The following is a 23,121-nucleotide window of genomic DNA, read 5'->3' as shown; positions in this document are numbered from 1 at the left end:
AATACCGCATTTTAAACTGATGAATGACTGGGGGGTTAAATTTGAAAATACTTGGAATTTTAGGATCGCATCGGCAGGATGGTGCAACTGATATGATGCTTGAAACCGTCTTATCTGCAGTCAAAGCACCGAATACAACCGATATGATCTATTTGGAGGACTATCCTTTTAAACCGGACAAGGGTGACAAAAAGGATCCGGTTTTAGACGAACTGGAAAAGAAGCTGCTTGATAGTGATGTTTGGGTGATTGCGGCACCTACATATTGGGGTGGTTTAGCCGGTAAGATGAAAGACTTTTTTGACTGCATGCGTCAACGACTGGTTCGTTTTGACCACGATGGTGGCACCCATCCCGACCGCTTTAAAAATAAGCATTACTTAAGCATCACAGATTGTTTTACCAAGACATTCGAAAACTGGGTAACCGGAGTAACCGATCAAAGTTTTCGAACCATTGATAAGGTTATGTCGGCTGCCGGTGTGATTAAGATTCATGAGTTGGTATTAACCAACACATGGGGAATGAAAACATTACCTGAAAACAAGAAACGGGAATGTCTTAAATGGGGCGAACGCCTGAATACTGAGCAAAAGAGAGATGATAGTACATTGAAACGATATATTGAACTGTTCTTTATGGTTGCGGTGATGGCATTGTTAACGATGGGAATCCAAGTTGGTTTGCGTTTGGTTTCCACTACTGATTTCTGGTGGCGCTATGCCTCATTTGTTGTTATCTTTTATGTGTTGCTGGGATGCATCCTTCATTTCTTTACGTTTGTAAAGCATCGACGTCGTTAAAAGGAAGATTCAAAAATGGTTGGAACAAATTCGTTCCAACCATTTTTTATCTCATAATTTTGTTTTGATCTTTTCCAATTCTTCAGCCAAGGCTGGCCGGGAAGGATATTTGTCGATCAATTCATTAATCCACTTTTTGGCCGTGTCGGTACTGCCAAATTCAGCGTAACGCTTAATTCGCCGACCCATCCGTCGATAAGCCTTGCGACCGGGATATTTCTCATTCATCACCACATTTTGATAATAAAGCTTGTTGATGATGTCTGGATAACTTTCATACAAATCGGGGCTGTAAGTTTCCGTTAGTTCCGGATGCTGCATGACAACTTTGATTAATTTTGCAAATTCATGTTCTTTGGCGAGGATAAACGCATAATTGTCCGGCGACAATTTCTTCGATGCTTTTGCCAGCAAACCCGGATAACGTTTCTCCCAGGTATGATCTTGTTGCATTAGCTGTTTGAGTGGTTCATACGCATCGGGGTAGTTTGAGAACAGTCGGCTTTCAAGGACATCTTCCTGCTTTTGGAGCTGGTCTGTTGCATCATAGATTTTGATCAGATATTTTTCCCAAATTCGGCGCCAACCTTGATCCTGCTTGGAAGCCTCAAGACAAAGCTGTTCGGCCAGTTGGTATTGTTTGTTGTGCACAGCGTCTTGAATTTCAACTTCTCGAATTTGCGGGATATCCTTGTTGTCATCCATGAATTGTTTAGCTTCGGCAGCTTGTCCAAGTTGAATCAAGATTCTTGCTTGGAGAATTTTGTCGTAAATTTTCGACTGGCTGGTGTCATAGCCATCATCGGTGGATTTGATGACTGCTTTGGACGCAGTCATAATTGTTTTGGCAGATTTGCTTGTCACTAATGGGAGAATATTTAAAATGCATTTGTATCGCTCCTCGGCCCAACCTGAGAAGAACTTTCGCTTAAAAATCCGGATGGCATCTTTTATCAAAATTTGTTTTTGAGAATCCAAGATTTCAGGGGCAATATTGGTACTCAGGTTCTTCATGGCACTGTAAACCCGGTCAAATGTATCGGTGAGAGCACCGGAACTGCTATCAGCATTGCTCAGCATTTTACCCGCGGTTTCAACGACAAAAAGAAGGCCGTTCATTGCGTGGTGGTAGTGGCCCTGCCTGAATCGAAGCATGTATTTGTTGATGACGTCGTCCAAGACGTTGCAGACCACGATACAACCCTGGTAATCGATGAAACCGTAAGATTTGTTGTGACGCACGGTGGCTTGAACCATCTTTTTCGTAGCCGCAAACTCGGCGTCGGTATCCAAATCACCAAATTGAGCGGTGACGTCTTGAAAGAAAGCTGGGTCAAATTGTGCCTGATTGATTATGAATTGCCTGAGTCCTTCAGGAGAAGCTTCATTGACTGCTTTTATGAGAGATTGTTTTTCTTCGGAATTCATAATTGCTTCGCTCCCCGTTTACACTTTTGGAATAATTTAAATCGATATTACCATAGATTATTCATACTCGCTACCGCTTTCAGTAACTTAAAGTGAAATGAAATGTTACAATTTTGGTGAGGTGATTCCGATGTGTGGACGATTCATGTTTGAACCCAAAAAGAATCCGGAAATCAATCGAATATATGAACTGGCAACGAGCAATGGGTACCAACCCAAGACCGGTGAAGTTTACCCGTCGGATCAGACCGCTTTGGTAATCCCCGGAACGCACCAAGTCCAAGTTGTTGCCATGAAATGGGGATTTCCCGGGTTTAAGCCGGGGCAACTGATTATTAATGCCCGGTCGGAAACGGTGAACGACAAAAAGATGTTTGCTGATTCATTTAAAGCTCGCAGGTGTGTTTATCCAACGACTGGTTTCTTTGAATGGTCCAAAGATAAGGACAAATACTGGTTTAATTATGGTAAGGATCCCGAACCGTTGTATATTGGCGGTTTTTACAATGTTTTTCAGGGAACTGCCCAGAGTATTTTATTGACAACGGAGCCCAATCAGTCCGTGTCGCCAATCCATAACCGAATGCCGCTAATTCTTAAAAAGGATCAAATTAAACCCTGGTTGAATAATTATACGTTTGCGAACCGCTTTTTAACGGCAACTATGCCTATATTGAGTTCACAGGGTGTTTAAAACATACCATAGTGTGGTATTATCTATGTGGGAGCTAAATCCCAAATTAATGAAAAATATTTTGCAATCACTAGGATCTGGTCGGGGAGAAATCTCAGGCCTTTTTTGTTTGGTTTGCAGTTTTCGTGTTGCAATATCTCACATACAAGCTATATAATTAAAAAAGCATTAGAAATAGTCTCATAAAAATTTCACGCTTGTGAAGGGGATATTGCCATGAAAAATATTAAGAAGTGGTTGGTGTTAGGGGCTGTCAGTCTTTCGACGCTTGCATTCGCAGCTTGCTCGAATAATAAGAACTCCGAATCACAATCTAAGCCAATTTCAATGCCGACAACATATAGTGCGACTGGTAAGGCGACCAAAGCCGGCAACAATAGTACACTGAACGCGGCTGAAGTTGTTGATGCACCATTTACCGGAATTACCCTGGCAGTTTTACAGGATAATGTTGAAGATTCCGACGTTTATTCACCTGGCGGCGGTGATCAACTGTTTAAAAGCAATAAAGATTTCAAAATCGTAAATGGTGGATTGGCCAATCTCAAGTTGGATCGGTTGAATAACACCGCAACGATTACTATTCGTAAAAACGCCAAGTGGTCCAACGGTAGTCCCGTGATTGCCAAGGATGTTGAGTATGCCTATGAAATTATTGGCAACAAGAATACGGCTGCTGAACAGTATTCGTCTGATATGGCAACAATTAAAGGGATGGCCGCCTATCACACCGGTAAGGCGACGACCATTTCGGGGATCACTTTTCCCGATGGCAAAAATGGCAAACAGGTCGTGATTCATTACACCCACCTGTCACCAGCCATGCAATATGCCGGCAATTCATTCCTATGGGGGACAGTCGTTCCGTATAACCACATTAAGAATGTTAAAATTTCTAAACTCACGTCTGCACCGGCAATTCGGAAACATCCAATTTTTGTTGGCCCTTATAAGCTGCAGAATCAAGTCCAAGGAGAATCAACCGCTTGGGTTCCAAATAAATATTACTGGGGACCACAACCAAAGATTAAACACATTGATATTCAGGTGGTTTCTTCAAGTAACGCTGCGGCAGCCTTCAAAGCAAAGAAATTCGATTTTGCCCTTGGGGGTCTACCTGCCAGTCAATACAAATCCGTTAAGAATATTAAAGGATATACTTTAGCCGGTGCTCCAGGATTGAGTTATGGTTACTTTGGATTTAATGTGGGATACTTTGACACCAAAAAGAATAAGAACGTGATGTACAAACACAGTAAAATGGGTAACAAGAATCTGAGAAAGGCGATGCTTTATGCTGTTAACCTGGATAAGATTAATAAAAAAGTTCTCAGTGGTGTTCAATGGCGCCCTAATACCTTGATCCCACCCATTTTCAAAAAGTATCACGACAACAAAGCAGCCGGGTTCCCGTATGACATGGCCAAAGCCAAGAAGTTATTGAAGGATGCCGGCTACAAGAAGAAGGGTAAATGGTACGTTCAACCAAATGGCAAGAAACTGACGATTCACTTTGGTGCCATGCAGGGTTCCGCTGCCAGCAACGAAATTTCCCGTTACGAGGTTCAGCAATGGCGTAAGTTGGGCTTGAACGTTCAAATGACCAATGGCCGACCACTTGAGATTAATAGTTTCTATTCAATCTTGGGTGAACCTAAGCAAAACAAGATTGATGTCTTTGTCGGCGGCTGGCAGTTAACTTACGAACCGACCCCAACTCAATTCTATGGGGAAGATGCCACCTATAACATGGGGCATTTTGTCACCAAGAAGAATACTGAGCTGCTCAACAGTTTGAATAATAGCAAAGCTTGGAATCAAAGCTATCGAACCAAACAATTCAAGAAGTGGCAGGAATATATGAACGAGCAGGCTGCTTATGCACCACAAAGTACACTGCTAAGCTTCACACCGGTTAACCATCGGCTGAAGAACTTTAAGCAGGCAGCTTACAATAATTACTTGTTCCCGACTTTCTGGGATAACTTGGAGCTGACTTCGTCAAATCCAAAATAAATGAACAAAACTCAAGGGATCTGAGAGATATTTCTCAGACCCCTTTGTAATATAGTAATTAAAAATCCCGATCCCGATAATCATCCCAGTCAGGCATCTCAGTGTGATTCTCCTTGGCTGATTTGATATCATGGTAAAATCGGACCTTACGTTTGATATGACGCTCATTCTTTTTTAGCTGAGCCAACTGTTCCAACACCCGTTCATAATGGTTGTCCAGAATCTCACAGGTCTTGGTCAGATCATTGTCATTGTCCTGGGCTTCAAAGAGTTCTTGGAGTTCCTTTAACGTCATGCCGGTATCCTTGAAGCAGCAGATGGCTCCCAGCCGGTTGAGGTGCTGCTGAGTGTAAGCCCGGCGACCCTTTAACCGGGGAATATCGTATAATAACCCCAGATCCTCATAGTAGCGCAGCGTCGTGGTTGGTAGATTATACATTTTGGATACTTGGGTGATGGAATAAGTTTTGACAGTGGTTGTTTCCAATTGATTAGCCCCCTGAGTTGAAATAATTTTACTTCAAGTATACTTGAAGTGTTACATTTAAGCTAAACAATTTAGGAGATGGCGAAATGTATCAAGCATCCAAAGATCGTTACGATAAAATGGTTTATAACCGCGTTGGTAGAAGCGGCTTAAAAATTCCAGCTCTCAGTTTAGGCCTCTGGCATAATTTTGGCAGTGTTGATTCATTTGAAAATCAGAAGGCAATTATTCACCAGGCGTTTGATTTGGGGATTACCTACTTTGATTTGGCAAATAATTATGGCCCGGAACCTGGTAGTGCCGAAGAGAACTTCGGCCGGATTATGGCTACTGATATGAAGCCTTACCGGGATGAAATGATTATTGCCAGTAAAGCCGGCTACTACATGTGGCCAGGTCCATACGGTGAGTGGGGTTCCCGCAAGAACATTATTGCCAGTGCCAACCAAAGCTTGAAACGGATGGGCTTGGATTATGTCGACATTTTCTATTCCCACCGGTTTGATCCTGAGACACCGTTGGAAGAAACCGCACTTGCTTTGGATGAGCTGGTTCATGAAGGCAAGGCGTTGTATATTGGCATTTCGAACTATGATGGCAAGCAAACGGCGGAAATTACCAAGATCTTCAATGATTTGAACACGCCGTTTGTGATTCATCAACCGCGATACAACATGTTTGACCGTCATATTGAAAACGACCTGTTCCCAGTATTGAAAAAGGAACATAAGGCTGCTGTCAGCTTTAGCTCATTAGCGCAAGGGTTGTTGACTGATAAGTACCTGAATGGCATTCCTGCCGACTCTCGTGTCCACAAATCAACCAGTCCATTCCTGCATGAGAAACAAGTTGATGAAACTATTAATACCGTTAAGAAGCTAAATCAGGTTGCTGCAGACCGGGGACAGACACTTGCTGAAATGGCGTTGGCCTGGAACCTGCGTGAACCGGAAATTGCCAGTGTTTTGATTGGGGTCAGCCGACCGGAACAGCTGCTGGATAACGTGAAGGCGTTGGATAACCTCAAGTTCTCTGATGAGGAACTTAAGAAGATTGATGACATTTTGGCAACTCAAAAACCCATTCAATAGCACAACAAAAGGCAGCCGAGAAATCTCGGCTGCCTTTGTGATACATATGTTCAAGTTATCCTTGCTGATTAGATGTGTAAACGGCTCGGTATTTCAAAACCACGTTGGCTTTCTTCTGAGTGCCAACTGAAGTCCATTTGCCATGCGTCTTTTCATAGACGAATTTTGGCGTGGTGCCGTTCAGTTGAACGAACAACTGGCCGTCACCGGATTTACGTACCCGGTAGACTTTTGTCTTACTATCGGGTGAAAGGGTCTTTGCAGGATCGGTTTTATTATAAACGACAATACTTTGTCGAATCATATCTTTATATTGACCTGTCTGGTGACTCTTCATGATGATGCCGACGATGCCGGCAATCACAACTAAAATCATCACGGACATCATGACCCACATAATGTTGGCCCGCTTGGCATTTTGAGCTTTTTCCTTCTCATTCATTTGTTTCACCTCATCTTGGATTCCGTTAATTCCGGAAACACTATACATGTTAAATGTATCACACAAATCGGCAATTCGGAAAATTTTCGTTTACCTTCTAATCAATGTTTAACCCGGTTTTTGCTTTCATGGTGAGGATTCGCTTCACAGAAGCATCGATGTGTTTAACTGAAATCTGTTTCTTGGCCACTGCGTGCCGAAGTTGAGGGATGCCCCGCTTGTAATCGCTGGTCAACAAGACATCGTTGCCAGCCTTGAAAGCAGCAACGTCACGATATAAATGGTGGGAAACGGCGTAATTGCCAACGGCCTGCATTTGAAGACTATCAGATACGATGACGCCTTTAAAGTTTAAGTCATTTCTGAGGAGGCTGATATCTTTCTTTGAGAGGGATGCCGGTTTGTGTGGATCAATTTTCTTCAAGATGATGTGAGTGACCATCACTGAGTCGACACCATTTTTAATGCCGGCCTTGAATGGAATGAAGTCCTTGGTTTTAAATGATTTCAATGAGCGGTTGACACCCGCAGATCCGGTATGGGTATCGGCAGCGGAACCATATCCTGGGAAATGTTTTAAAGTAGCGGCCACATGCTGGCTTTGAATCGTTGGAATACTCTTTGAAATGTAATAGGCAGTTTTCTTGTAGCCCTTACCGATTGTTCGGTCATAAATGAAGCTGCCGTGTTTGGTGGAAACGTCAGCAACCGGGGCGAAATTCCAATTGATGCCCAGAGAATGCAGCTGCTTTGCCTGATAACGGTACATGGAGAGAACTTTCTTCATACCGCCGCGATGAAGTGCCTGTTGGGGTGAAAGGTAGTAGCTGTGCCCGGAAATCCGCTTATTGGAACTTAACCGTGAAACGGTCCCGCCTTCCTGATCGGTGGAAATGGTCAAGGGAATTTTGGCACTGTGCTGGTAACTTTTGAGTCGTGACTTAAACGATGACTTTGTGCCAACAAAATTATTGCCCATCAAGATAATGCCACCCAAATGATATTTTTTGATGTCGTGTTTGGTTGCGGCTTTATTGTTGGAAACAGCCGTGACAAAAAGTTGGCCAATCTTTTCATTTAAGGTCATATGTTTAATCCGGTTGTCGATTTTCTGTTCGGTGGTGAGATGGTGATGAGTTCCCGATGCGATCGTTTGCGGGTGACTGTTTGGAATTGAAAGCCCCAATCCACATGCGACGACTGCAACGGCTGCGAATGCTGTTGCTGATTTAATATGAATACCCATGATAAATTCACTCCTCAATAAACTGTCGTAAAGTCAATATAAACATTATATGATACATGCATCAAAAATAATCGAATCCATTGCAAATCAGTTCATTAAATGATCAAGTAAGGGATATTTAAATCATCGTAGAAACTGGTTTCCGTTTGGTTTGCGAACTAGTTGCCTTTGAGAGATTACCCAAAATGAGAGGGTGCATGTAAAGATGCGGACACCATGCTGCAGGATAAGAATTTCAGTCAGAATACAAAACGGGAGGCCGGAAACAACATGTTAACTTGTTGTTTCCGGTCCCCCGTTATTTAATGATTGATTTCAAAAAGTGGAGAAAGCGTTCTACACACTCAAACTTGCATCAACTTTTTCTGCACACATTCTGCCTTCATGAATTCCCCAGATCACTAAGCTGGGACCCCGACGACAGTCACCTGCAACAAAGACTTGATCATCATTGGTCGTGTAATCCTTGTTCTTCTTCGTGATTTTGAACTTATCGAACAGCCACTGTTCGGCTCCTGTGAATCCCATTGCCAGTAAGACCAGGTCGGCCTTGATGGTGGTTTCACCGCCAGAAATCGGTTGATGATTTTTAACGTGACTAATTCGGGCTTCCTGGACGACGCCACCGCTGCCATAGAAAGCCGTGGCAGTCTTTGAGTAGCTGGTAATGTTACCAAACAATGCCCGGGCTTCCTTTTGGCCATAACCATTCTTTTGAACCATCGGCCATTCCGGCCACTGGTTGTCAGCGGCCCGCTCTTTTGGCAGCGAAGGGTTGATTTCCAGCTGGGTGATTCCGGCGCAGCCTTGGCGAATGACGGTCCCGATACAATCGTTTCCTGTATCACCACCGCCAAGAACCAGGACATGTTTGCCTTTAAGAATCGTGTTGGCGGCAACGCCATTACTAATGACGGATTGCGTTGCCAATCGCAGATAGTCAACGGCCTGATAAATGCCCTTGAGATCCCGGCCCTCAACGTTCAGGTCGCGGGCTTTTCGCGCTCCGGTACAGATAACAATCCGGTCAAATTGACTGCGTAATTCCTCAGGAGAGATGTCTTTACCAACCTCGGTGTTGGCAACCAGCTTGATGCCGACTTGGCGCAAGGTTTCTATCCGCCGTTCGACAATTGACTTTGGCAGTTTCATGTTTGGAATACCGTACATTAACAGACCGCCAAATCGGTCGTCACGCTCAAAGATAGTGACAGAATGGCCGAGTTGATTCAATCGCCAGGCAACGGAAATACCTGCGGGACCGCTGCCGACGACCGCAACTTTTTTGCCTGTCCGATGCGCTGGTTTACCAGAGTCGACAACCCAACCATATTTAAATCCTTGTTCGATAATAAATTTTTCATTGTTTCGAATAGTAATTCCAGGGCCGTTAAGCGCCTGAACACACGCTGCTTCACAGGGTGCCGGACAAACTCTTCCAGTCATATCAGGCAGGTAATTGGTTTTGGTCAATCGGTTAAATGCCTGTTGGTCACGGCTCTGGTATACCAAGTCATTCCATTCGGGAATTAGATTATCATTCGGACAGCCGGCGACGGCACGGCCACCACCATAAAAGACACCATGATGACAAAACGGGATACCGCAGTTCATACAGCGGGCCGCTTGTTCGCGTCGGTCACCGTCACCTAAATCTAATTCCATGGCATCGAAATCCTTCACTCGCTGCATGATCGGGCGCATCGGATTGTCCTTACGGTTGTATTTGAGAAATCCTTTTGGATCTGCCATGTTCTGTCCTCCTATTCCTGACCAGTAGGCGTGTAAAAGGCCTGTTCAATGATTTTTTCTTTAGAAACACCTGGTTTTGTGAATTTTTCAATGAGGTCTTTCATTCTGTGATAGTCACGAGGATAAACCTTAACGAAGGTTTGTTTCTCGGACGACCAATTATCAATAATTTGCTTGGCAATTTCTGAACCGGTGTATTGATAATCCTTTTTCAGGAGTTTCAACAGGATTGTATCATCCCCATTTTCACCGATTGAATAAAGATCCACGAGCTCTTTATTGCAGTTCTTCTCAAACTCATGTGTCCAATCGTAGACATAGGCAATTCCACCGGACATCCCTGCCGCAAAGTTCCTGCCGGTTCTTCCCAGAATAACAGCGACACCGCCAGTCATATACTCGCACCCATTGTTTCCGATTCCTTCAACGACAACGTTGGCACCCGAGTTTCGGACGCAGAAACGTTCTCCCGCGCGGCCATTGAAGTAAGCCTCACCGCCGGTTGCGCCAAAGCAGGCGACATTTCCAATAATTGGTGATCGGGCGTAAATGTCACGGGCTTGCATCGGTGCGGAAACAATCAATCTTCCGCCCGAAAGGCCTTTCCCGACATAGTCATTGGCCTCACCGGTCAGCTTGACTTCCATTCCCTGCGTGATAAAGGCACCGAAACTTTGCCCGGCAGTTCCAACATAGTTGAATTTGATGGCGCCGGGTTTTAGACCATAGTTGCCAAAATGAGCACCGATCCAACCACCCATTCTCGTACCGACAGCCCGCATTGTATTATCGATTGGCAGGTTCACACTGGTTGAATTTCCATTCTGTAAACTGGTCTTCGCAAAGGTATCAAGATCAGGCCAGTTATATTTGGGTTTAAACGGATTCTTAACTTTTCGTTCAATTGGAATGGTTTTGTTTAAAATTCGGCCGTAGTCTAGCGTCTTTGCCTTGCCTGCTGGGACATAACGTGGCGCGAGATGCTCACCATGACCAACCATTTGATCGACTGTCCGATAGCCAAGTTCAGCCATTTGTTCTCTTAGATCCTCAGCTAGAAAGTGCATCATATTGATGATGTGTTCCGGTTTGCCGGCATACAGCTTTCTGAGGTCTGGATTTTGAGTTGTAATCCCGACTGGGCACGTGTTCAGGTTGCATTTACGCATCATGATACAGCCGATGGCAACCATTGTCAGAGTAGCAAAACTGAACTCTTCGGCGCCAAGCATGATTGCAATCGCAATGTCTCGGCCGGTTAATAGTTTACCGTCAACCTCAAGCGTGGTTCGTTGGCGCAAGTGGTTCAGTGCCAAAGTCTGGTGAGCATCCGCCAAGCCCATTTCCCATGGGAGACCACAATCTCTGGTCGAATTTCTTGGGGCCGCTCCGGTACCGCCGTCATAACCAGAAATAACAACCGTATTGGCACCAGCTTTAACGACTCCGGCGGCAATTGTTCCAACACCGGTTGAAGACACTAACTTTACATTGATGATTGCATAGGGATTGACCTGTTTTAAATCGTAAATTAATTGAGCCAGATCCTCGATGGAATAGATATCATGATGGGGCGGCGGTGAAATCAGCTGAACCCCTGCAATTGAGCCACGAATATTTGCGACCCATGGGTAAGCTTTTCCAGCGGGCAGTTGGCCACCTTCACCCGGCTTGGCACCTTGGGCCATCTTGATTTGGATTTCGTCTGCACTCATGAGGTACTCGGTGTTGACGCCAAATCGCGCGGTGGATACCTGCTTGATCTTGCTGTTGCGGTCAAGGCCGTCAGGGCCAATCTTGAATCGACTGCGGTCCTCACCACCTTCACCGGTATTACTTCTTGCACCCAACTTATTCATGGCGATGGCAATCGTTTCGTGAGCTTCTTGTGAAAGAGCACCAAAACTCATCGCACCGGACTTGAATCTTTTGACGATTGAACTGACCGGTTCAACCTCACTTAATGGAACAGGGGTGTTTCCAGCTTTGTTAATCGTCCACATGGATCTGAGAGTCGTTGGATTTTCCACCGCATCATGGTTCATCTCGGCTGCGTACTTTTGATATTCCTGGTAATCATTTGTTCGAACGGCTTTTTGAAATTGGTAAATTGATTTTGGATTGTATAAATGGTATTCGCCATCTGCTTTGTATTGGAAGCTTCCGCCTGAAGGCAAGTCGTCAATTGAGTGGCGGCTGAATGCCAATTCGTAGCGTTGGTGGTACTCGTCTTCAATTTGATTCAGGTCGATTCCGCCAATTCTGCTTGGGGTCCCCGTGAAATATTGATCGATAACCGAGTCAGCCAGGCCGATTGCCTCAAATAATTGGGCGCCTTTATAGCCGGCCACAGTCGAGATCCCCATTCTGCTCATAATCTTGATAACACCCTTTGTCGCAGCCTTGGCATAGTTTGGAATTTGCTGTTCATATCCGCGTTCTGCCAGAGTGGAAAATGCGCCATAGGGATGAATCGCCATCGCACCATAGCCAATTAGGCAGGCAAAGTGATGAATCTCGCAGGCTTCTGCGGTATCCACGACAATTGATGCTGCCGTGCCTTTCCCTTGTCGGACCAAGTAGTTATTTAAACCAGCGACTGCCAATAAAACGGGGATGGTCATTTGATTTTTTTGCACCGGACGATCGGACAAGATCAGAATGGTCGCGCCGTCGTCAATGGCATTTTCAGCTTGTTTAAACAGATGCTCAAGCACATGTTCCAAACGGTTTTGGGTGTTGGATAAGTCATAAGCCAATGATAATTTGGCAATCTTAAAAGTCGGCAAATCAAGTGCCGAAATTTTGGCATATTCCTGATCTGTCAGGATTGGGCTGTCAATCTTGAGCTTTTGACAGTTGGCACTCGCATCCTGAGTCACGTCATTGTCCCGGCCTAAAAAGAGCTTCGTACTAATCACAATTTTTTCTCTTAACGGATCAATTGGCGGGTTGGTAACTTGGGCAAAGGACTGTTTGAAGTATGTAAACAACGATTCTGATTTCTTACTTAAAACGGCCAACGGAGAATCAAAGCCCATTGCGACAATCGGCTCGCCACCATTTTTAGCCATTGGAATTAAGGCCGTTTCGATGACTTCATGGGTGTAACCGTTGCGTCGCCAGAGAGTTTGCAGCTTATCGCCGGTCACTTTGGGTTCGGATTTAACTTCTGGTAGATCGTCCAAAGTCAGCCGGTTGGCTGCCAGCCACTGGGCATATGGATGTGCCGATGAATACTTTTTCTTGAGATCGGCCGTTTTGTAGATTTTACCTTTACTGGTATCAACGAGAATCATTTGCGCAGGTGAGAGGATTCCCTTGTCCACAATATCTTGGGGAGCGATGTCCACAACCCCGGATTCAGAGGCGACGACTAATAAATTATCTTTCGTTAATGTGAATCTGGAAGGCCGCAATCCATTTCGATCCAGGAATGCCCCAACTTGGATGCCGTCTGTAAAGCACAATGCAGCCGGACCGTCCCACGGTGCCGTGAATGAAGCGTTATATTCGTCAAACGCCCGCTGAGCATCAGACATTTGGGCGTCTTTGCCCCAAGCTTCCGGAATCATCATCATTAACGATTGCGGGATTGATCTCCCATGACGGTATAGGTATTCCATACAGTTTTCAAGCTTGGCTGAATCAGAATCGTCTTCGTCATAAATTTCAATGTTGTGACTGGTCATCCAATTCTCGGCGCCCTTCAAGGTATTAATTTCACCGTTGTGGGCCAAGAACCGAAATGGCTGGGCACGGTCCCAACTTGGAAAGGTATTGGTTGAGAACCGTGAATGAATCAGGCAGATGCAGCTCTTCATCTCCGGATCGTGCAAGTCTGAATAAAATTTGCTGACCTGGTAGGCGTGCAGCATGCCCTTATAAACGATTGTCCGGCTGGAAAGCGAACAAATATACATTGATTTTCGGTCAAAAGTCTTTTCCAACTGACGTCTAAGTTTATATAAACGGTCTTCAAAATCCTGCCCGGGTTTTATGTCAACTGAGCGTTTGATAATGACTTGGGCAAATCCCGGCATTGATTGTTGGGCGGCTGGGCCACAACTTTCATAAACGAATGGAACGGAACGGGTCCAGAGTACTGGGAAGCCGGCATCTTTCATGCGATCCGTTACAGCTGCCAGCATTGCGTCACGTTGTTCTTCGTCATGAGGTAAAAATAGTTGGGCGACGGCATAGTCCCCCTTGGCTGGAAGCGTCAATTCATATTTTGCCATGTGACTGCGGAAAAAGGCGTCCGGCATCGACATTAAGATACCCGCACCATCTCCGGTATCCGGTTCTGCTCCGGTACCGCCACGGTGGTTCATTCGTTGAAGCATTGTCAGTGCTTTTTCGACAAGCTCGTGACTTGGGTGTCCGTCAACCTGAGTAATAAATCCCATACCACAGGCGTCGTGTTCAAATTTCGGAGAATACATCAATTTCTCTGATTGTGTTACTTTACTCATTTTGTCACCTACTTAGGATTTGTTAGAATTTAGATATGCTTTAATAATATTATAAATTGATGATAAAACAATCTTTTTTTACAAATTCATTCATTAGGCATATTTTTATTGGCCTTCTTTGAGAACGCCGACACGCACGAGGACGGGGGTTGACACGGTTCATTTTGAAATGCATAAAAAATCAGATATTGCGTTATGACGCCGACACGTTTATTATTTTAGTTAATTTTAATTTAATCTCAATCTCATAATCAAGTTAATGAACGAAAGGGGCTTGGACCATGGCAACTTTACAAATTAAGGATCTTCACGTCAGTGTGGCAGATGAAGAAACCAAAAAGACCAAAGAAATTCTCAAAGGTGTCAACCTGACGATGAACACTGGTGAAACCCACGCCATCATGGGGCCTAACGGAACGGGAAAATCAACTTTGTCAGAAACTATTATGGGAAATCCCAAATATCTTGTGACTCAAGGAGATATTATGCTTGATGGGACAAGTCTTCTGGGTAAGCCGGTTGACGAACGTGCCCGTGCCGGATTATTCCTGGCCATGCAATATCCCGCCGAAATCAAAGGCATTACCAATCTTGAATTTATGCGGGCAGCTGTTAACGCCACCCGACCCGACAACGATCCTATTCCAATTCGGACTTTTCTAAAAGAGCTGGATAAAAACCTGGAAATCCTGAATATGTCTGACGATATGGCAGAACGTTACCTTAATGAAGGATTTTCCGGTGGTGAAAAAAAGCGAAATGAAATTCTTCAATTAATGACCATCAAACCCAAGTTTGCAATCTTGGATGAAATTGACTCAGGCCTTGATATTGACGCCCTTCAAGTCGTTGCAAAAGGCGTCAATCAGATGGCTAGCCCAAACTTTGGCGTTCTGATGATTACCCACTATCAACGCTTATTGAACTATATCCATCCGGACCAGGTTCACGTGATGATGGGCGGTAAAATTGTCAAAACCGGGAATGCATCATTGGCGACTGAACTTGAAGCTACCGGTTATGCGGGATTGCGTGATGAACTCGGACTTGATGTTGACCTGGTTGATGAGGATGTCCCTGCAGGGAATGGGGGTCGTTAATATGCTGAAAACGATGACCTTGGAGTTGGATCCGGACTTGCTAAAGCAGGCCCGGTTCTCAAATGAACCACATTGGTTAAAAGCGTTGCGTGAGAATGCCTGGAAGCAGATTAATTCGTTGGAAATGCCGATTTTTGCCAAAATCAATTATCATGCCTGGCCACTACTTGATTTTGTGAGCCATCCAGTGTTCAACGTAACAATTCCTGAAAGCGTCTGGTCAGAATCAAACGGCTATCAATTTGCCAGTCTCGGCCAGTTGGTTGTTAAAACCGAACTCAGTGAGGAATTAACTGCCAAAGGGGTCATCCTTTGCGATATGGGAACTGCAATCCATCAATATGGTGATCTGGTGCACGACTTTCTTTTTCATCAAGCTGTTCAAATTGACGAAAACCGACTCACTGCAGTCAGTGCAGCGTTGATGAATGGTGGGACATTCTTATATGTTCCAAAAAATGTCGAGATTGATGATCCGATTAACCTGCTTCAAATCCAGGACAGTCGGCAACCAGGGAATTTTGTGAACCACACACTAATCGTTGCTGGAGAGAATAGTCAATTCCAAGTGCTTCAACGATCGTCGACTTTGGGGGATGAACCAAACGCTGCCCACATAATGGTTGAGATAGTTGCCCAATCAGGGAGCCGAGTTAAATTCTCGGCACTCGATTCCTTGGGGCAAACGACTCACTCATACATTAATCGCCGGGGATACCTTGAAAAAGATGCCAGAATTGACTGGACAGTCGGTGTTTTAAATGACGGCAATACAATTGCGGATTTTGATTCCAACTTGGTGGGCAGTGGTTCCCATACGGAAATGCAGACTGTTGCGATTTCCACTGACCGGCAAACCCAGGGAATTGACACCCAGGTAACAAATTACGGCCGGCACTCTGAAGGCAATATCTTGCAGAGAGGAATTCTGCTGGGCCGATCCGCTCTGGTGTTTAACGGAATTGGAAAAATTATCAAAGGCGCACACGGTGCTAAAGCCCAACAGGAAAATCGGGTTTTGATGTTATCGCCGAAAGCTCGCGGGGATGCTAATCCCATATTATTGATTGACGAAAATGATGTAATTGCCGGCCATGCTGCAAGCGTGGGACGGATTAACCAAGACCAGATGTACTATCTCATGAGTCGGGGCCTGACGAAAGAAGTCGCCCAACGGTTGGTTGCCCGGGGATTCTTGGGTGTAGTGCTTTCAGACATCCCGGTTCCCGAGGTTCGTCAACAAATGATTTCATTGATTGAAAGGAAGCTCATAAATGGACAAGGGACTGAATAATTCAAGAGAAGATTTCCCGATTCTGAATCAAAAAGTGAACGGTGAGTCCCTGGTCTATTTGGATAATGCCGCGACCTCACAGAAGCCGCTTGCGGTGCTGGACACGATTATGGGTTATTACAAGCATGATAATGCCAACGTCCATCGTGGTGTTCATACGTTGGCAGAACGCGCCACTGAGAGCTATGAAGCAGCCAGAGACAAAGTGGCTGAGTTTATTAATGCGGCATCGAGACGTTCGATTATCTTTACCCGTTCGACGACTGAGAGTTTGAACTGGATTGCCGCAAGCTTTGGCAGTCTGGTGGTTGAACCAGGGGATGAAATCGTGATTTCAGAATTGGAACATCACAGTAACGTGGTTCCTTGGCAGCAGGTTGCCGCCAAACGGCACGCCACCCTGAAGTACATTGGTTTGACGCCGGACGGTGAGCTGGACATGGCAAGCGCCCGCCAAATGATTACTGATAAGACGAAGATTGTGTCTGTTGCCCACGCATCCAACGTGATGGGAGTGGTTAATCCCATTCAAGAGTTGGCTAAATTAGCTCATCAGCATCATGCATACATAGTTGCCGACGGGGCGCAGGCGGCTCCCCACATGCCGATTGACATTCAGAAACTAGGAGTTGATTTTTACGCCTTTTCCGGTCATAAGATGCTGGCACCAACGGGAATTGGTGTCTTGTATGGCAAAGAAGAGCTGCTGAATATGATGCCGCCGGCTCAATTTGGCGGTGAGATGATTGACTTTGTCCATCATCAGGATGCGTCGTTTAAGGAACTTCCATGGAAGTTTGAAGCAGGAACCCCCAATATTAGCGGGGCAATTGCTCTGGGGAGTGCCATTGATTATTTGAATGAATTAGGGATGGCCAACATTTTGGCTTACGAAAAAGAGTTGGTGGCCTATACGCTTCCCCGCTTAACGGCAATTGATGGGGTGAAGGTTTATGGCCCGCAAGATCCGAAAAAACATACCGGGGTGCTGGCGTTTAACTTATGGGGAATCCATCCCCATGACGTCGCCACCGGCCTGGATATGGAAGGAATTGCCGTGCGAGCCGGCCATCACTGCGCTCAGCCGCTTATGGCCTATTTAAACGTTGACGCAACTGCCCGGGCCAGCTTTTACTTTTACAACACCAAGCAGGATGCAGATCGATTAATTGAAGCAATGGTGGCAGTAAAGGAGTTTTTCACTAATGGGATTAGCTAAATTAAACGAATTATATAAACAAGTTATTTTGGAGAATGCCCAACATCCGCATCATCATGGCGACTTGGAAACGGCTACCGGAACGTTGGAACTTCGAAATCCAACGTGTGGGGATGTCATTAATGTTTCAGTCTTGATCCGGCAGAATCGAATTGCTGATTTATCATTTTCCGGCACCGGTTGTACCATTTCACAGGCCTCTGCCAGCTTGATGACGACGGCGCTAATTGACCAACCGGTTCAGCGGGCCCGGGAACTGATTATGGCGTTTTCACACTTGATTACCGGCGAATCGATTAATTCGATCGATGAAGATGCCCTTGGTGACGCAGCACTGGTTGGATCAGTTGCGGAATTTCCCGCCCGTATCAAATGTGCCGCACTTGCATGGCACGCAATGGATGAAATCCTTGAGAAAAAGGGAGTTGACGACAATGACTGACGTTTCTGAAATCATTAAAGATAAGGATTATGAATATGGGTTTCATGATAATGTAAAGCCTGTTTACTCAACTGGTAAGGGACTGACAGAAACAATTGTTCGCGAAATCTCCGCCGAAAAGCACGAGCCGGAATGGATGCTTAATTATCGGCTGGCAGCCTATCACGCATATTTAAAAATGCCGGAGCCCAGTTTTGGCCCTGATTTAAGCAAACTGGATTTAGAAAACATGAAATTTTATCAAAAGGCCACTGACAAGCAATATCGTGATTGGAACGATGTCCCGGAAAAGATCAAAACAACATTTGACCGCCTGGGAGTGCCGGAAGCTGAACGAAAATATTTGGCTGGCTCCTCCGCGCAATACGAGTCGGAAGTGGTGTATCACAACATGCAAGAGCAGTTCGAAAAGCTGGGGATTATTTTTACGGATACCGATACCGCCTTGCAGAAATATCCTGAATTATTTAAAAAGTGGTTCGGTAAGTTGGTAAAACCCACCAATAACAAATACTCTGCCCTGAATTCCGCTGTGTGGTCCGGCGGTACCTTTATCTATGTACCAAAGGGCGTTTCGTTAACGACACCGATTCAGTCATACTTCAGACTCAACGCAGAAAATTCTGGTCAATTTGAGCGGACCTTGATCATTGTGGATGAAGGGGCTCACGTGGAGTACGTGGAAGGTTGTACCGCGCCGACTTATAAAAGTGACAGTCTGCATGCCGCTGTGGTCGAAGTGAACGTTTTACCTCACGCCTATTGTCGGTATACGACCATCCAAAACTGGTCAAACAACGTTTACAGTCTGGAGACCAAGCGAGCTCAGGCACTTGAAGGGGCCATCATGGAATGGGTCGATGGTAATTTAGGCTCAAAAGTCACAATGAAATACCCTTCCGTTTATTTAAATGGTGAGGGTGCCCGGGGAACGATGCTGTCAATTGCCGTAGCCGGGAAAAATATTGATTCGGATACCGGCGCCCAAATGATTCATAACGCTCCTAATACATCTTCTTCAGTCGTCTCAAAATCAATCGCGAAAGACGGCGGCGCGGTGGATTATCGCGGCAAAGTCAAATTTGGCCGCCACTCGGACGGTTCGTTTGCTCACGTGGAGTGTGACACCATCATCATGGACGAGCAATCTTCCAGTGATACCATTCCGTACAATGAGATTTTAAATAACAATGTTTCCATGGAGCATGAGGCGAAAGTTTCAAAGATTTCAGAAGAACAGCTCTATTATTTGATGAGTCGTGGTATTCCAGAAGCCAAAGCAACCGAAATGATTATTATGAGCTTCGTGGAGCCATTTACTAAAGAACTGCCAATGGAATACGCTGTTGAGCTTAATCGGCTTATCAGCTTTGAAATGGAAGGTTCAATCGGATAGGAGAGATTGTCATGAGCACAGAACGTTCGTTTAAAGAGCAGGCCATGTCAGTTCTTGAAGACGTGGTTGATCCGGAATTAGCGGTTGATATTGTGAACTTGGTATTGATTTATAATGTCGAGTTGGATAATCAGGGGTTGTGTACCGTGACAATGACATTAACGATTGCCGGTTGTCCATTAACTGAGTATCTCAATGCCGCTATTGAAGAAGAGTTGTTAGCGATGGATCAAGTTAAAAAGGTCAAAATCAACCTTGTCTGGGAACCGGCATGGTCAATTGACAAGATGTCTCGTGAGGCGAAACTTGATCTTGGAATTCACTAATGAAGATTGATAGACTATTTCAAATTCAATCAATCACGTAAAACACCGCCAGACAAAATGGGTTCGTTCAAAAGCTGGAATCCAGTCGTCAAATTGGCGGTGTTTTTTTAGAAAATGATTTGAGAAGGTGTACAATCATTTTAGATTGATTGTTGGAAGGACGTCTTTGTATGAGTATTATCTATCTGATCATTACCGGTTTTATCATTGGCACGATTGTCATTACCCTTGGCGGTGGTGGAGCAGCCTTTTACCTCGGTATTTTGACGACGGTCTTTGGATTGGGGCCAGCCAGTGCAGCCGCAACTTCTCTGGTCACGTCGTTTCCGTCACTGCTCATTGGATCGTATTCATATTTTCGATTACATAAAATCAAATTAAAAATCGCCTGGCGAATGATCATTTTTGCTGTTCCGGCGGTTGTCGTCGGTTCGCTGTTGTCTCCCCATATTCCGGCTAAGATTTATTCCTTTATCATTGGCGGTATCCTGGCAATTCTGGGGATTCAAACCCTGTTCAGTAAACAAGATGGTCACAAAAAGCCAAATAAATGGTTGGCGCCAATCTACGGTGTGATTAGCGGCTTGATGGTTGGAATCGGTGGCTTAAGTGGTGGCGGCCCAGTTGTTGCTGGCTTATTGGTAATGGGCACAGACATGGTAACAGCTGCTGCGACATCCTCTTTAGTACTGGTTGTGATGACTGCCACTGGGTTGATTTTTCACCTTTCAGCCGGAAACGTTGACTGGTCGGTGGGACTTGGCTTGATGTTTGGTGCCATTATGGGATCATTTCTGGCCCCGGTTCTTTTGGGAAAATTAGATCCAAAGAAGTTTACCAAGTATGTAAAGCCGATTTTAGGTGTTTTGCTGGTCGTCATGGGGACGTTCACGGCATTCAAATAATAGAGTGGGACAAAAGGCGTTTTGATCCCAGAATTTAAGAGCATCAATCGATTATTCCTGGTTTTGGAATGATTGATTGATGCTCTTAGTTGTCTTCATCACAATAATTGAGATTACAAAAAATAAGTATTTACAAATTGCCCTTAATACTGTATTCTTACATAGTGAAATGAATCACTAACTATCAAAAAAGTATACAGGAGGAATCCATATGACTGATCGTTTAAAAGGCAAAGTAGCAATTGTAACTGGCGGTACCTTGGGAATTGGCTTGGCAATCGCTGATAAGTTTGTTGAAGAAGGCGCAAAGGTTGTTATTACCGGCCGTCACGCTGATGTAGGTGAAAAAGCTGCCAAATCAATCGGCGGCACAGACGTTATCCGTTTTGTCCAACACGATGCTTCTGATGAAGCCGGCTGGACTAAGTTGTTTGATACGACTGAAGAAGCATTTGGCCCAGTTACCACGGTTGTCAACAATGCCGGAATTGCGGTCAGCAAGAGTGTTGAAGATACCACAACTGAAGAATGGCGCAAGCTGCTCTCAGTTAACTTGGATGGTGTCTTCTTCGGTACCCGTCTTGGAATCCAACGTATGAAGAATAAAGGACTCGGAGCATCAATCATCAATATGTCATCTATCGAAGGTTTTGTTGGTGATCCAACTCTGGGTGCATACAACGCTTCAAAAGGTGCTGTCAGAATTATGTCTAAATCAGCTGCCTTGGATTGCGCTTTGAAGGACTACGATGTTCGGGTTAACACTGTTCATCCAGGTTATATCAAGACACCATTGGTTGACGATCTTGAAGGGGCAGAAGAAATGATGTCACAGCGGACCAAGACACCAATGGGTCATATCGGTGAACCTAACGATATCGCTTGGATCTGTGTTTACCTGGCATCTGACGAATCTAAATTTGCCACTGGTGCAGAATTCGTTGTCGATGGTGGATACACTGCTCAATAATTCTAACTAATCAAATAATTCTAACAACTCTCAAAGACACCCCGCCAGCTTATAGCTGAGTGGGGTGTCTTTGTTGTATGCTTAATATGAAACTTAAGGATAAGGATTGTCTGTCACAGGGATGAGAAACAGGTTTCCGTTTGGTTTGCGAACTGATTTATTTAAAAAGATTCAAGATTATCCTTGCTCGTTACGTTACGTCATGGGATATAAAAGAATCAGGAGGTGAGAACGATGTCGACATATACAACGGGAGAATTTGCCAAGCTGGGTGGTGTCTCGGTTAGAACCATTCAGTATTATGATCAAAAAGGTATTTTGAATCCGACAACGATTTCTGAAGGTGGGAGACGTCTATACACTGACAAGGAGCTTAAAACGCTGAGATTAATCTTGTTATTGAAATCAATGGGATTGCCATTGGCCACCATTAAGAATTTACTACTGGAAGAGGATTCTACTCAGGTGCTGTCGCTCATGCTTACTGAACAGGAAAAAAAGCTTCAGCATGAAATGACGTTAAATTCTGAGCAGTTGAAGACGATTCGAAAGGTTCAGGAAAGTCTTGATGATTATGCGCTAATCTCCCAAACCGATCTTGACGGCATCGAAAATATCATGGAAAGCAAACCAAAATTAAGAAGATTTCGTGGTTGGATGATTACTTGGGGATTAATGATGGACGTTCTGGAGGTTGCCGCCATTGTCATTTGGATCATGTCAGGCAACTGGGTCCCTGCAGCAATTGTTTTTCCACTTGTTATCGTAATGGCAATTGTTGTGATTTGGCAGTACTACGTGAAGGTCGAATATATTTGCCCGAACTGTCATCAGCACTTTAAGCCAAGCTGGAAGGACTTCACATTTTCAAAGCACACACCGAATACCCGCCGATTAACTTGTCCTAATTGTGGTTATCGGGGATATTGTGTGGAAGTTTATGATGTAAAGCAAATAAATTAGTAAATTTAGATATTATCAAATAAGCATTGAACATCTTTGTATTAAGAAGAGTTCAATGCTTATTTTTTGCGT

At 44.7% G+C, this 23,121-nt stretch carries 19 protein-coding genes; 13 read left to right on the top strand and 6 right to left on the bottom strand.

Annotation, left to right across the window (positions count from 1 at the left end; translation table 11 throughout):
• The first annotated feature begins 23 nt into the window (after positions 1–23).
• Positions 24–803 (top strand): flavodoxin family protein, encoded by a 780-nt coding sequence (locus LKE01_RS02215; RefSeq protein WP_056983000.1) that lies wholly within the window; start codon positions 24–26, stop codon positions 801–803.
• A 51-nt stretch (positions 804–854) separates the two neighbouring features.
• On the opposite strand, the gene LKE01_RS02210 is transcribed toward LKE01_RS02215, so the two are convergent.
• Positions 855–2,231 (bottom strand): hypothetical protein, encoded by a 1,377-nt coding sequence (locus tag LKE01_RS02210; protein ID WP_054768792.1) that lies wholly within the window; start codon positions 2,229–2,231, stop codon positions 855–857.
• A 130-nt stretch (positions 2,232–2,361) separates the two neighbouring features.
• Between LKE01_RS02210 and LKE01_RS02205 the strand changes: the two genes are divergently transcribed.
• Both LKE01_RS02205 and LKE01_RS02200 read left to right on the top strand, forming a co-directional pair.
• Positions 2,362–2,925: an SOS response-associated peptidase gene (locus LKE01_RS02205; RefSeq protein WP_054768791.1), complete on the top strand. Its 564-nt coding sequence runs from the start codon at positions 2,362–2,364 to the stop codon at positions 2,923–2,925.
• Positions 2,926–3,141: 216 nt separating this feature from the next.
• Positions 3,142–4,941, top strand: a complete 1,800-nt coding sequence (locus tag LKE01_RS02200; RefSeq protein ID WP_056983003.1) for an ABC transporter substrate-binding protein — start codon at positions 3,142–3,144, stop codon at positions 4,939–4,941.
• 58 nt (positions 4,942–4,999) lie between these two features.
• On the opposite strand, the gene LKE01_RS02195 is transcribed toward LKE01_RS02200, so the two are convergent.
• Complete coding sequence (locus LKE01_RS02195) at positions 5,000–5,428, bottom strand: MerR family transcriptional regulator (RefSeq protein ID WP_054768790.1); 429 nt, start codon at positions 5,426–5,428, stop codon at positions 5,000–5,002.
• Between the two features lie 86 nt (positions 5,429–5,514).
• Here LKE01_RS02195 and LKE01_RS02190 point away from each other — a divergent pair, with 86 nt between their 5' ends.
• Entirely contained in the window at positions 5,515–6,519 is a 1,005-nt protein-coding gene (locus LKE01_RS02190; RefSeq protein ID WP_056983005.1) for an aldo/keto reductase, read from the top strand.
• A gap of 55 nt (positions 6,520–6,574) precedes the next feature.
• On the opposite strand, the gene LKE01_RS02185 is transcribed toward LKE01_RS02190, so the two are convergent.
• The 4 genes from LKE01_RS02185 to gltB form a co-directional block, all read right to left on the bottom strand.
• On the bottom strand, positions 6,575–6,961 hold the full coding sequence (locus LKE01_RS02185) for a hypothetical protein (RefSeq protein WP_056983006.1): 387 nt from the start codon (positions 6,959–6,961) through the stop codon (positions 6,575–6,577).
• A 97-nt stretch (positions 6,962–7,058) separates the two neighbouring features.
• Positions 7,059–8,207: a glycoside hydrolase family 3 N-terminal domain-containing protein gene (locus LKE01_RS02180; RefSeq protein WP_054768789.1), complete on the bottom strand. Its 1,149-nt coding sequence runs from the start codon at positions 8,205–8,207 to the stop codon at positions 7,059–7,061.
• A 336-nt stretch (positions 8,208–8,543) separates the two neighbouring features.
• On the bottom strand, positions 8,544–9,959 hold the full coding sequence (locus LKE01_RS02175) for a glutamate synthase subunit beta (protein ID WP_056983008.1): 1,416 nt from the start codon (positions 9,957–9,959) through the stop codon (positions 8,544–8,546).
• Positions 9,960–9,970: 11 nt separating this feature from the next.
• Complete coding sequence (gene gltB, locus LKE01_RS02170) at positions 9,971–14,434, bottom strand: glutamate synthase large subunit (RefSeq protein WP_056983010.1); 4,464 nt, start codon at positions 14,432–14,434, stop codon at positions 9,971–9,973.
• Positions 14,435–14,715: 281 nt separating this feature from the next.
• Here gltB and sufC point away from each other — a divergent pair, with 281 nt between their 5' ends.
• The 9 genes from sufC to LKE01_RS02125 all read left to right on the top strand — a co-directional run bounded on the left by sufC (position 14,716) and on the right by LKE01_RS02125 (position 23,049).
• Positions 14,716–15,534 carry a Fe-S cluster assembly ATPase SufC gene (sufC, locus tag LKE01_RS02165; RefSeq protein ID WP_056983012.1) on the top strand — a complete coding sequence of 273 codons (819 nt, stop codon included), beginning with the start codon at positions 14,716–14,718 and terminating at the stop codon, positions 15,532–15,534.
• Position 15,535: 1 nt separating this feature from the next.
• Complete coding sequence (gene sufD / locus LKE01_RS02160) at positions 15,536–16,828, top strand: Fe-S cluster assembly protein SufD (RefSeq protein ID WP_056983013.1); 1,293 nt, start codon at positions 15,536–15,538, stop codon at positions 16,826–16,828.
• A complete protein-coding gene (locus LKE01_RS02155) occupies positions 16,809–18,047 on the top strand; it encodes a cysteine desulfurase (RefSeq protein WP_054768788.1) in 1,239 nt (412 codons plus the stop codon). Before sufD ends, LKE01_RS02155 begins: the two co-directional genes overlap by 20 nt.
• Entirely contained in the window at positions 18,034–18,489 is a 456-nt protein-coding gene (sufU, locus tag LKE01_RS02150) for a Fe-S cluster assembly sulfur transfer protein SufU (protein ID WP_054768787.1), read from the top strand. Before LKE01_RS02155 ends, sufU begins: the two co-directional genes overlap by 14 nt.
• Complete coding sequence (gene sufB / locus LKE01_RS02145) at positions 18,482–19,885, top strand: Fe-S cluster assembly protein SufB (RefSeq protein ID WP_056983014.1); 1,404 nt, start codon at positions 18,482–18,484, stop codon at positions 19,883–19,885. Before sufU ends, sufB begins: the two co-directional genes overlap by 8 nt.
• 11 nt (positions 19,886–19,896) lie before the next feature.
• A complete protein-coding gene (locus LKE01_RS02140) occupies positions 19,897–20,211 on the top strand; it encodes a metal-sulfur cluster assembly factor (RefSeq protein WP_054768786.1) in 315 nt (104 codons plus the stop codon).
• Between the two features lie 170 nt (positions 20,212–20,381).
• A complete protein-coding gene (locus LKE01_RS02135) occupies positions 20,382–21,116 on the top strand; it encodes a sulfite exporter TauE/SafE family protein (RefSeq protein WP_056983016.1) in 735 nt (244 codons plus the stop codon).
• Positions 21,117–21,327: 211 nt separating this feature from the next.
• Positions 21,328–22,086, top strand: a complete 759-nt coding sequence (locus LKE01_RS02130; protein ID WP_054768785.1) for an NADP-dependent (R)-specific alcohol dehydrogenase — start codon at positions 21,328–21,330, stop codon at positions 22,084–22,086.
• 234 nt (positions 22,087–22,320) lie between these two features.
• Entirely contained in the window at positions 22,321–23,049 is a 729-nt protein-coding gene (locus tag LKE01_RS02125) for a MerR family transcriptional regulator (protein WP_054768784.1), read from the top strand.
• Positions 23,050–23,121: the final 72 nt, after the last annotated feature.

The sequence above is a fragment of the Lentilactobacillus kefiri genome (assembly GCF_007989105.1).
Classification (GTDB): domain Bacteria; phylum Bacillota; class Bacilli; order Lactobacillales; family Lactobacillaceae; genus Lentilactobacillus; species Lentilactobacillus kefiri.
The sequence above is the reverse complement of the archived record's forward strand: the minus strand, read 5'-3'. Positions and strand labels throughout refer to the sequence as shown.

Excerpts from the sequence above, each read along its gene's own strand:
- LKE01_RS02215 (WP_056983000.1), top strand. The coding sequence starts at position 24 with ATGACTGGGGGGTTAAATTTGAAAATACTTGGAATTTTAGGATCGCAT.
- LKE01_RS02210 (WP_054768792.1), bottom strand. The coding sequence starts at position 2,231 with ATGAATTCCGAAGAAAAACAATCTCTCATAAAAGCAGTCAATGAAGCT.
- LKE01_RS02205 (WP_054768791.1), top strand. The coding sequence starts at position 2,362 with ATGTGTGGACGATTCATGTTTGAACCCAAAAAGAATCCGGAAATCAAT.
- LKE01_RS02200 (WP_056983003.1), top strand. The coding sequence starts at position 3,142 with ATGAAAAATATTAAGAAGTGGTTGGTGTTAGGGGCTGTCAGTCTTTCG.
- LKE01_RS02190 (WP_056983005.1), top strand. The coding sequence starts at position 5,515 with ATGTATCAAGCATCCAAAGATCGTTACGATAAAATGGTTTATAACCGC.
- LKE01_RS02185 (WP_056983006.1), bottom strand. The coding sequence starts at position 6,961 with ATGAATGAGAAGGAAAAAGCTCAAAATGCCAAGCGGGCCAACATTATG.
- LKE01_RS02180 (WP_054768789.1), bottom strand. The coding sequence starts at position 8,207 with ATGGGTATTCATATTAAATCAGCAACAGCATTCGCAGCCGTTGCAGTC.
- LKE01_RS02175 (WP_056983008.1), bottom strand. The coding sequence starts at position 9,959 with ATGGCAGATCCAAAAGGATTTCTCAAATACAACCGTAAGGACAATCCG.
- gltB (WP_056983010.1), bottom strand. The coding sequence starts at position 14,434 with ATGAGTAAAGTAACACAATCAGAGAAATTGATGTATTCTCCGAAATTT.
- sufC (WP_056983012.1), top strand. The coding sequence starts at position 14,716 with ATGGCAACTTTACAAATTAAGGATCTTCACGTCAGTGTGGCAGATGAA.
- sufD (WP_056983013.1), top strand. The coding sequence starts at position 15,536 with ATGCTGAAAACGATGACCTTGGAGTTGGATCCGGACTTGCTAAAGCAG.
- LKE01_RS02155 (WP_054768788.1), top strand. The coding sequence starts at position 16,809 with ATGGACAAGGGACTGAATAATTCAAGAGAAGATTTCCCGATTCTGAAT.
- sufU (WP_054768787.1), top strand. The coding sequence starts at position 18,034 with ATGGGATTAGCTAAATTAAACGAATTATATAAACAAGTTATTTTGGAG.
- sufB (WP_056983014.1), top strand. The coding sequence starts at position 18,482 with ATGACTGACGTTTCTGAAATCATTAAAGATAAGGATTATGAATATGGG.
- LKE01_RS02140 (WP_054768786.1), top strand. The coding sequence starts at position 19,897 with ATGAGCACAGAACGTTCGTTTAAAGAGCAGGCCATGTCAGTTCTTGAA.
- LKE01_RS02135 (WP_056983016.1), top strand. The coding sequence starts at position 20,382 with ATGAGTATTATCTATCTGATCATTACCGGTTTTATCATTGGCACGATT.
- LKE01_RS02130 (WP_054768785.1), top strand. The coding sequence starts at position 21,328 with ATGACTGATCGTTTAAAAGGCAAAGTAGCAATTGTAACTGGCGGTACC.
- LKE01_RS02125 (WP_054768784.1), top strand. The coding sequence starts at position 22,321 with ATGTCGACATATACAACGGGAGAATTTGCCAAGCTGGGTGGTGTCTCG.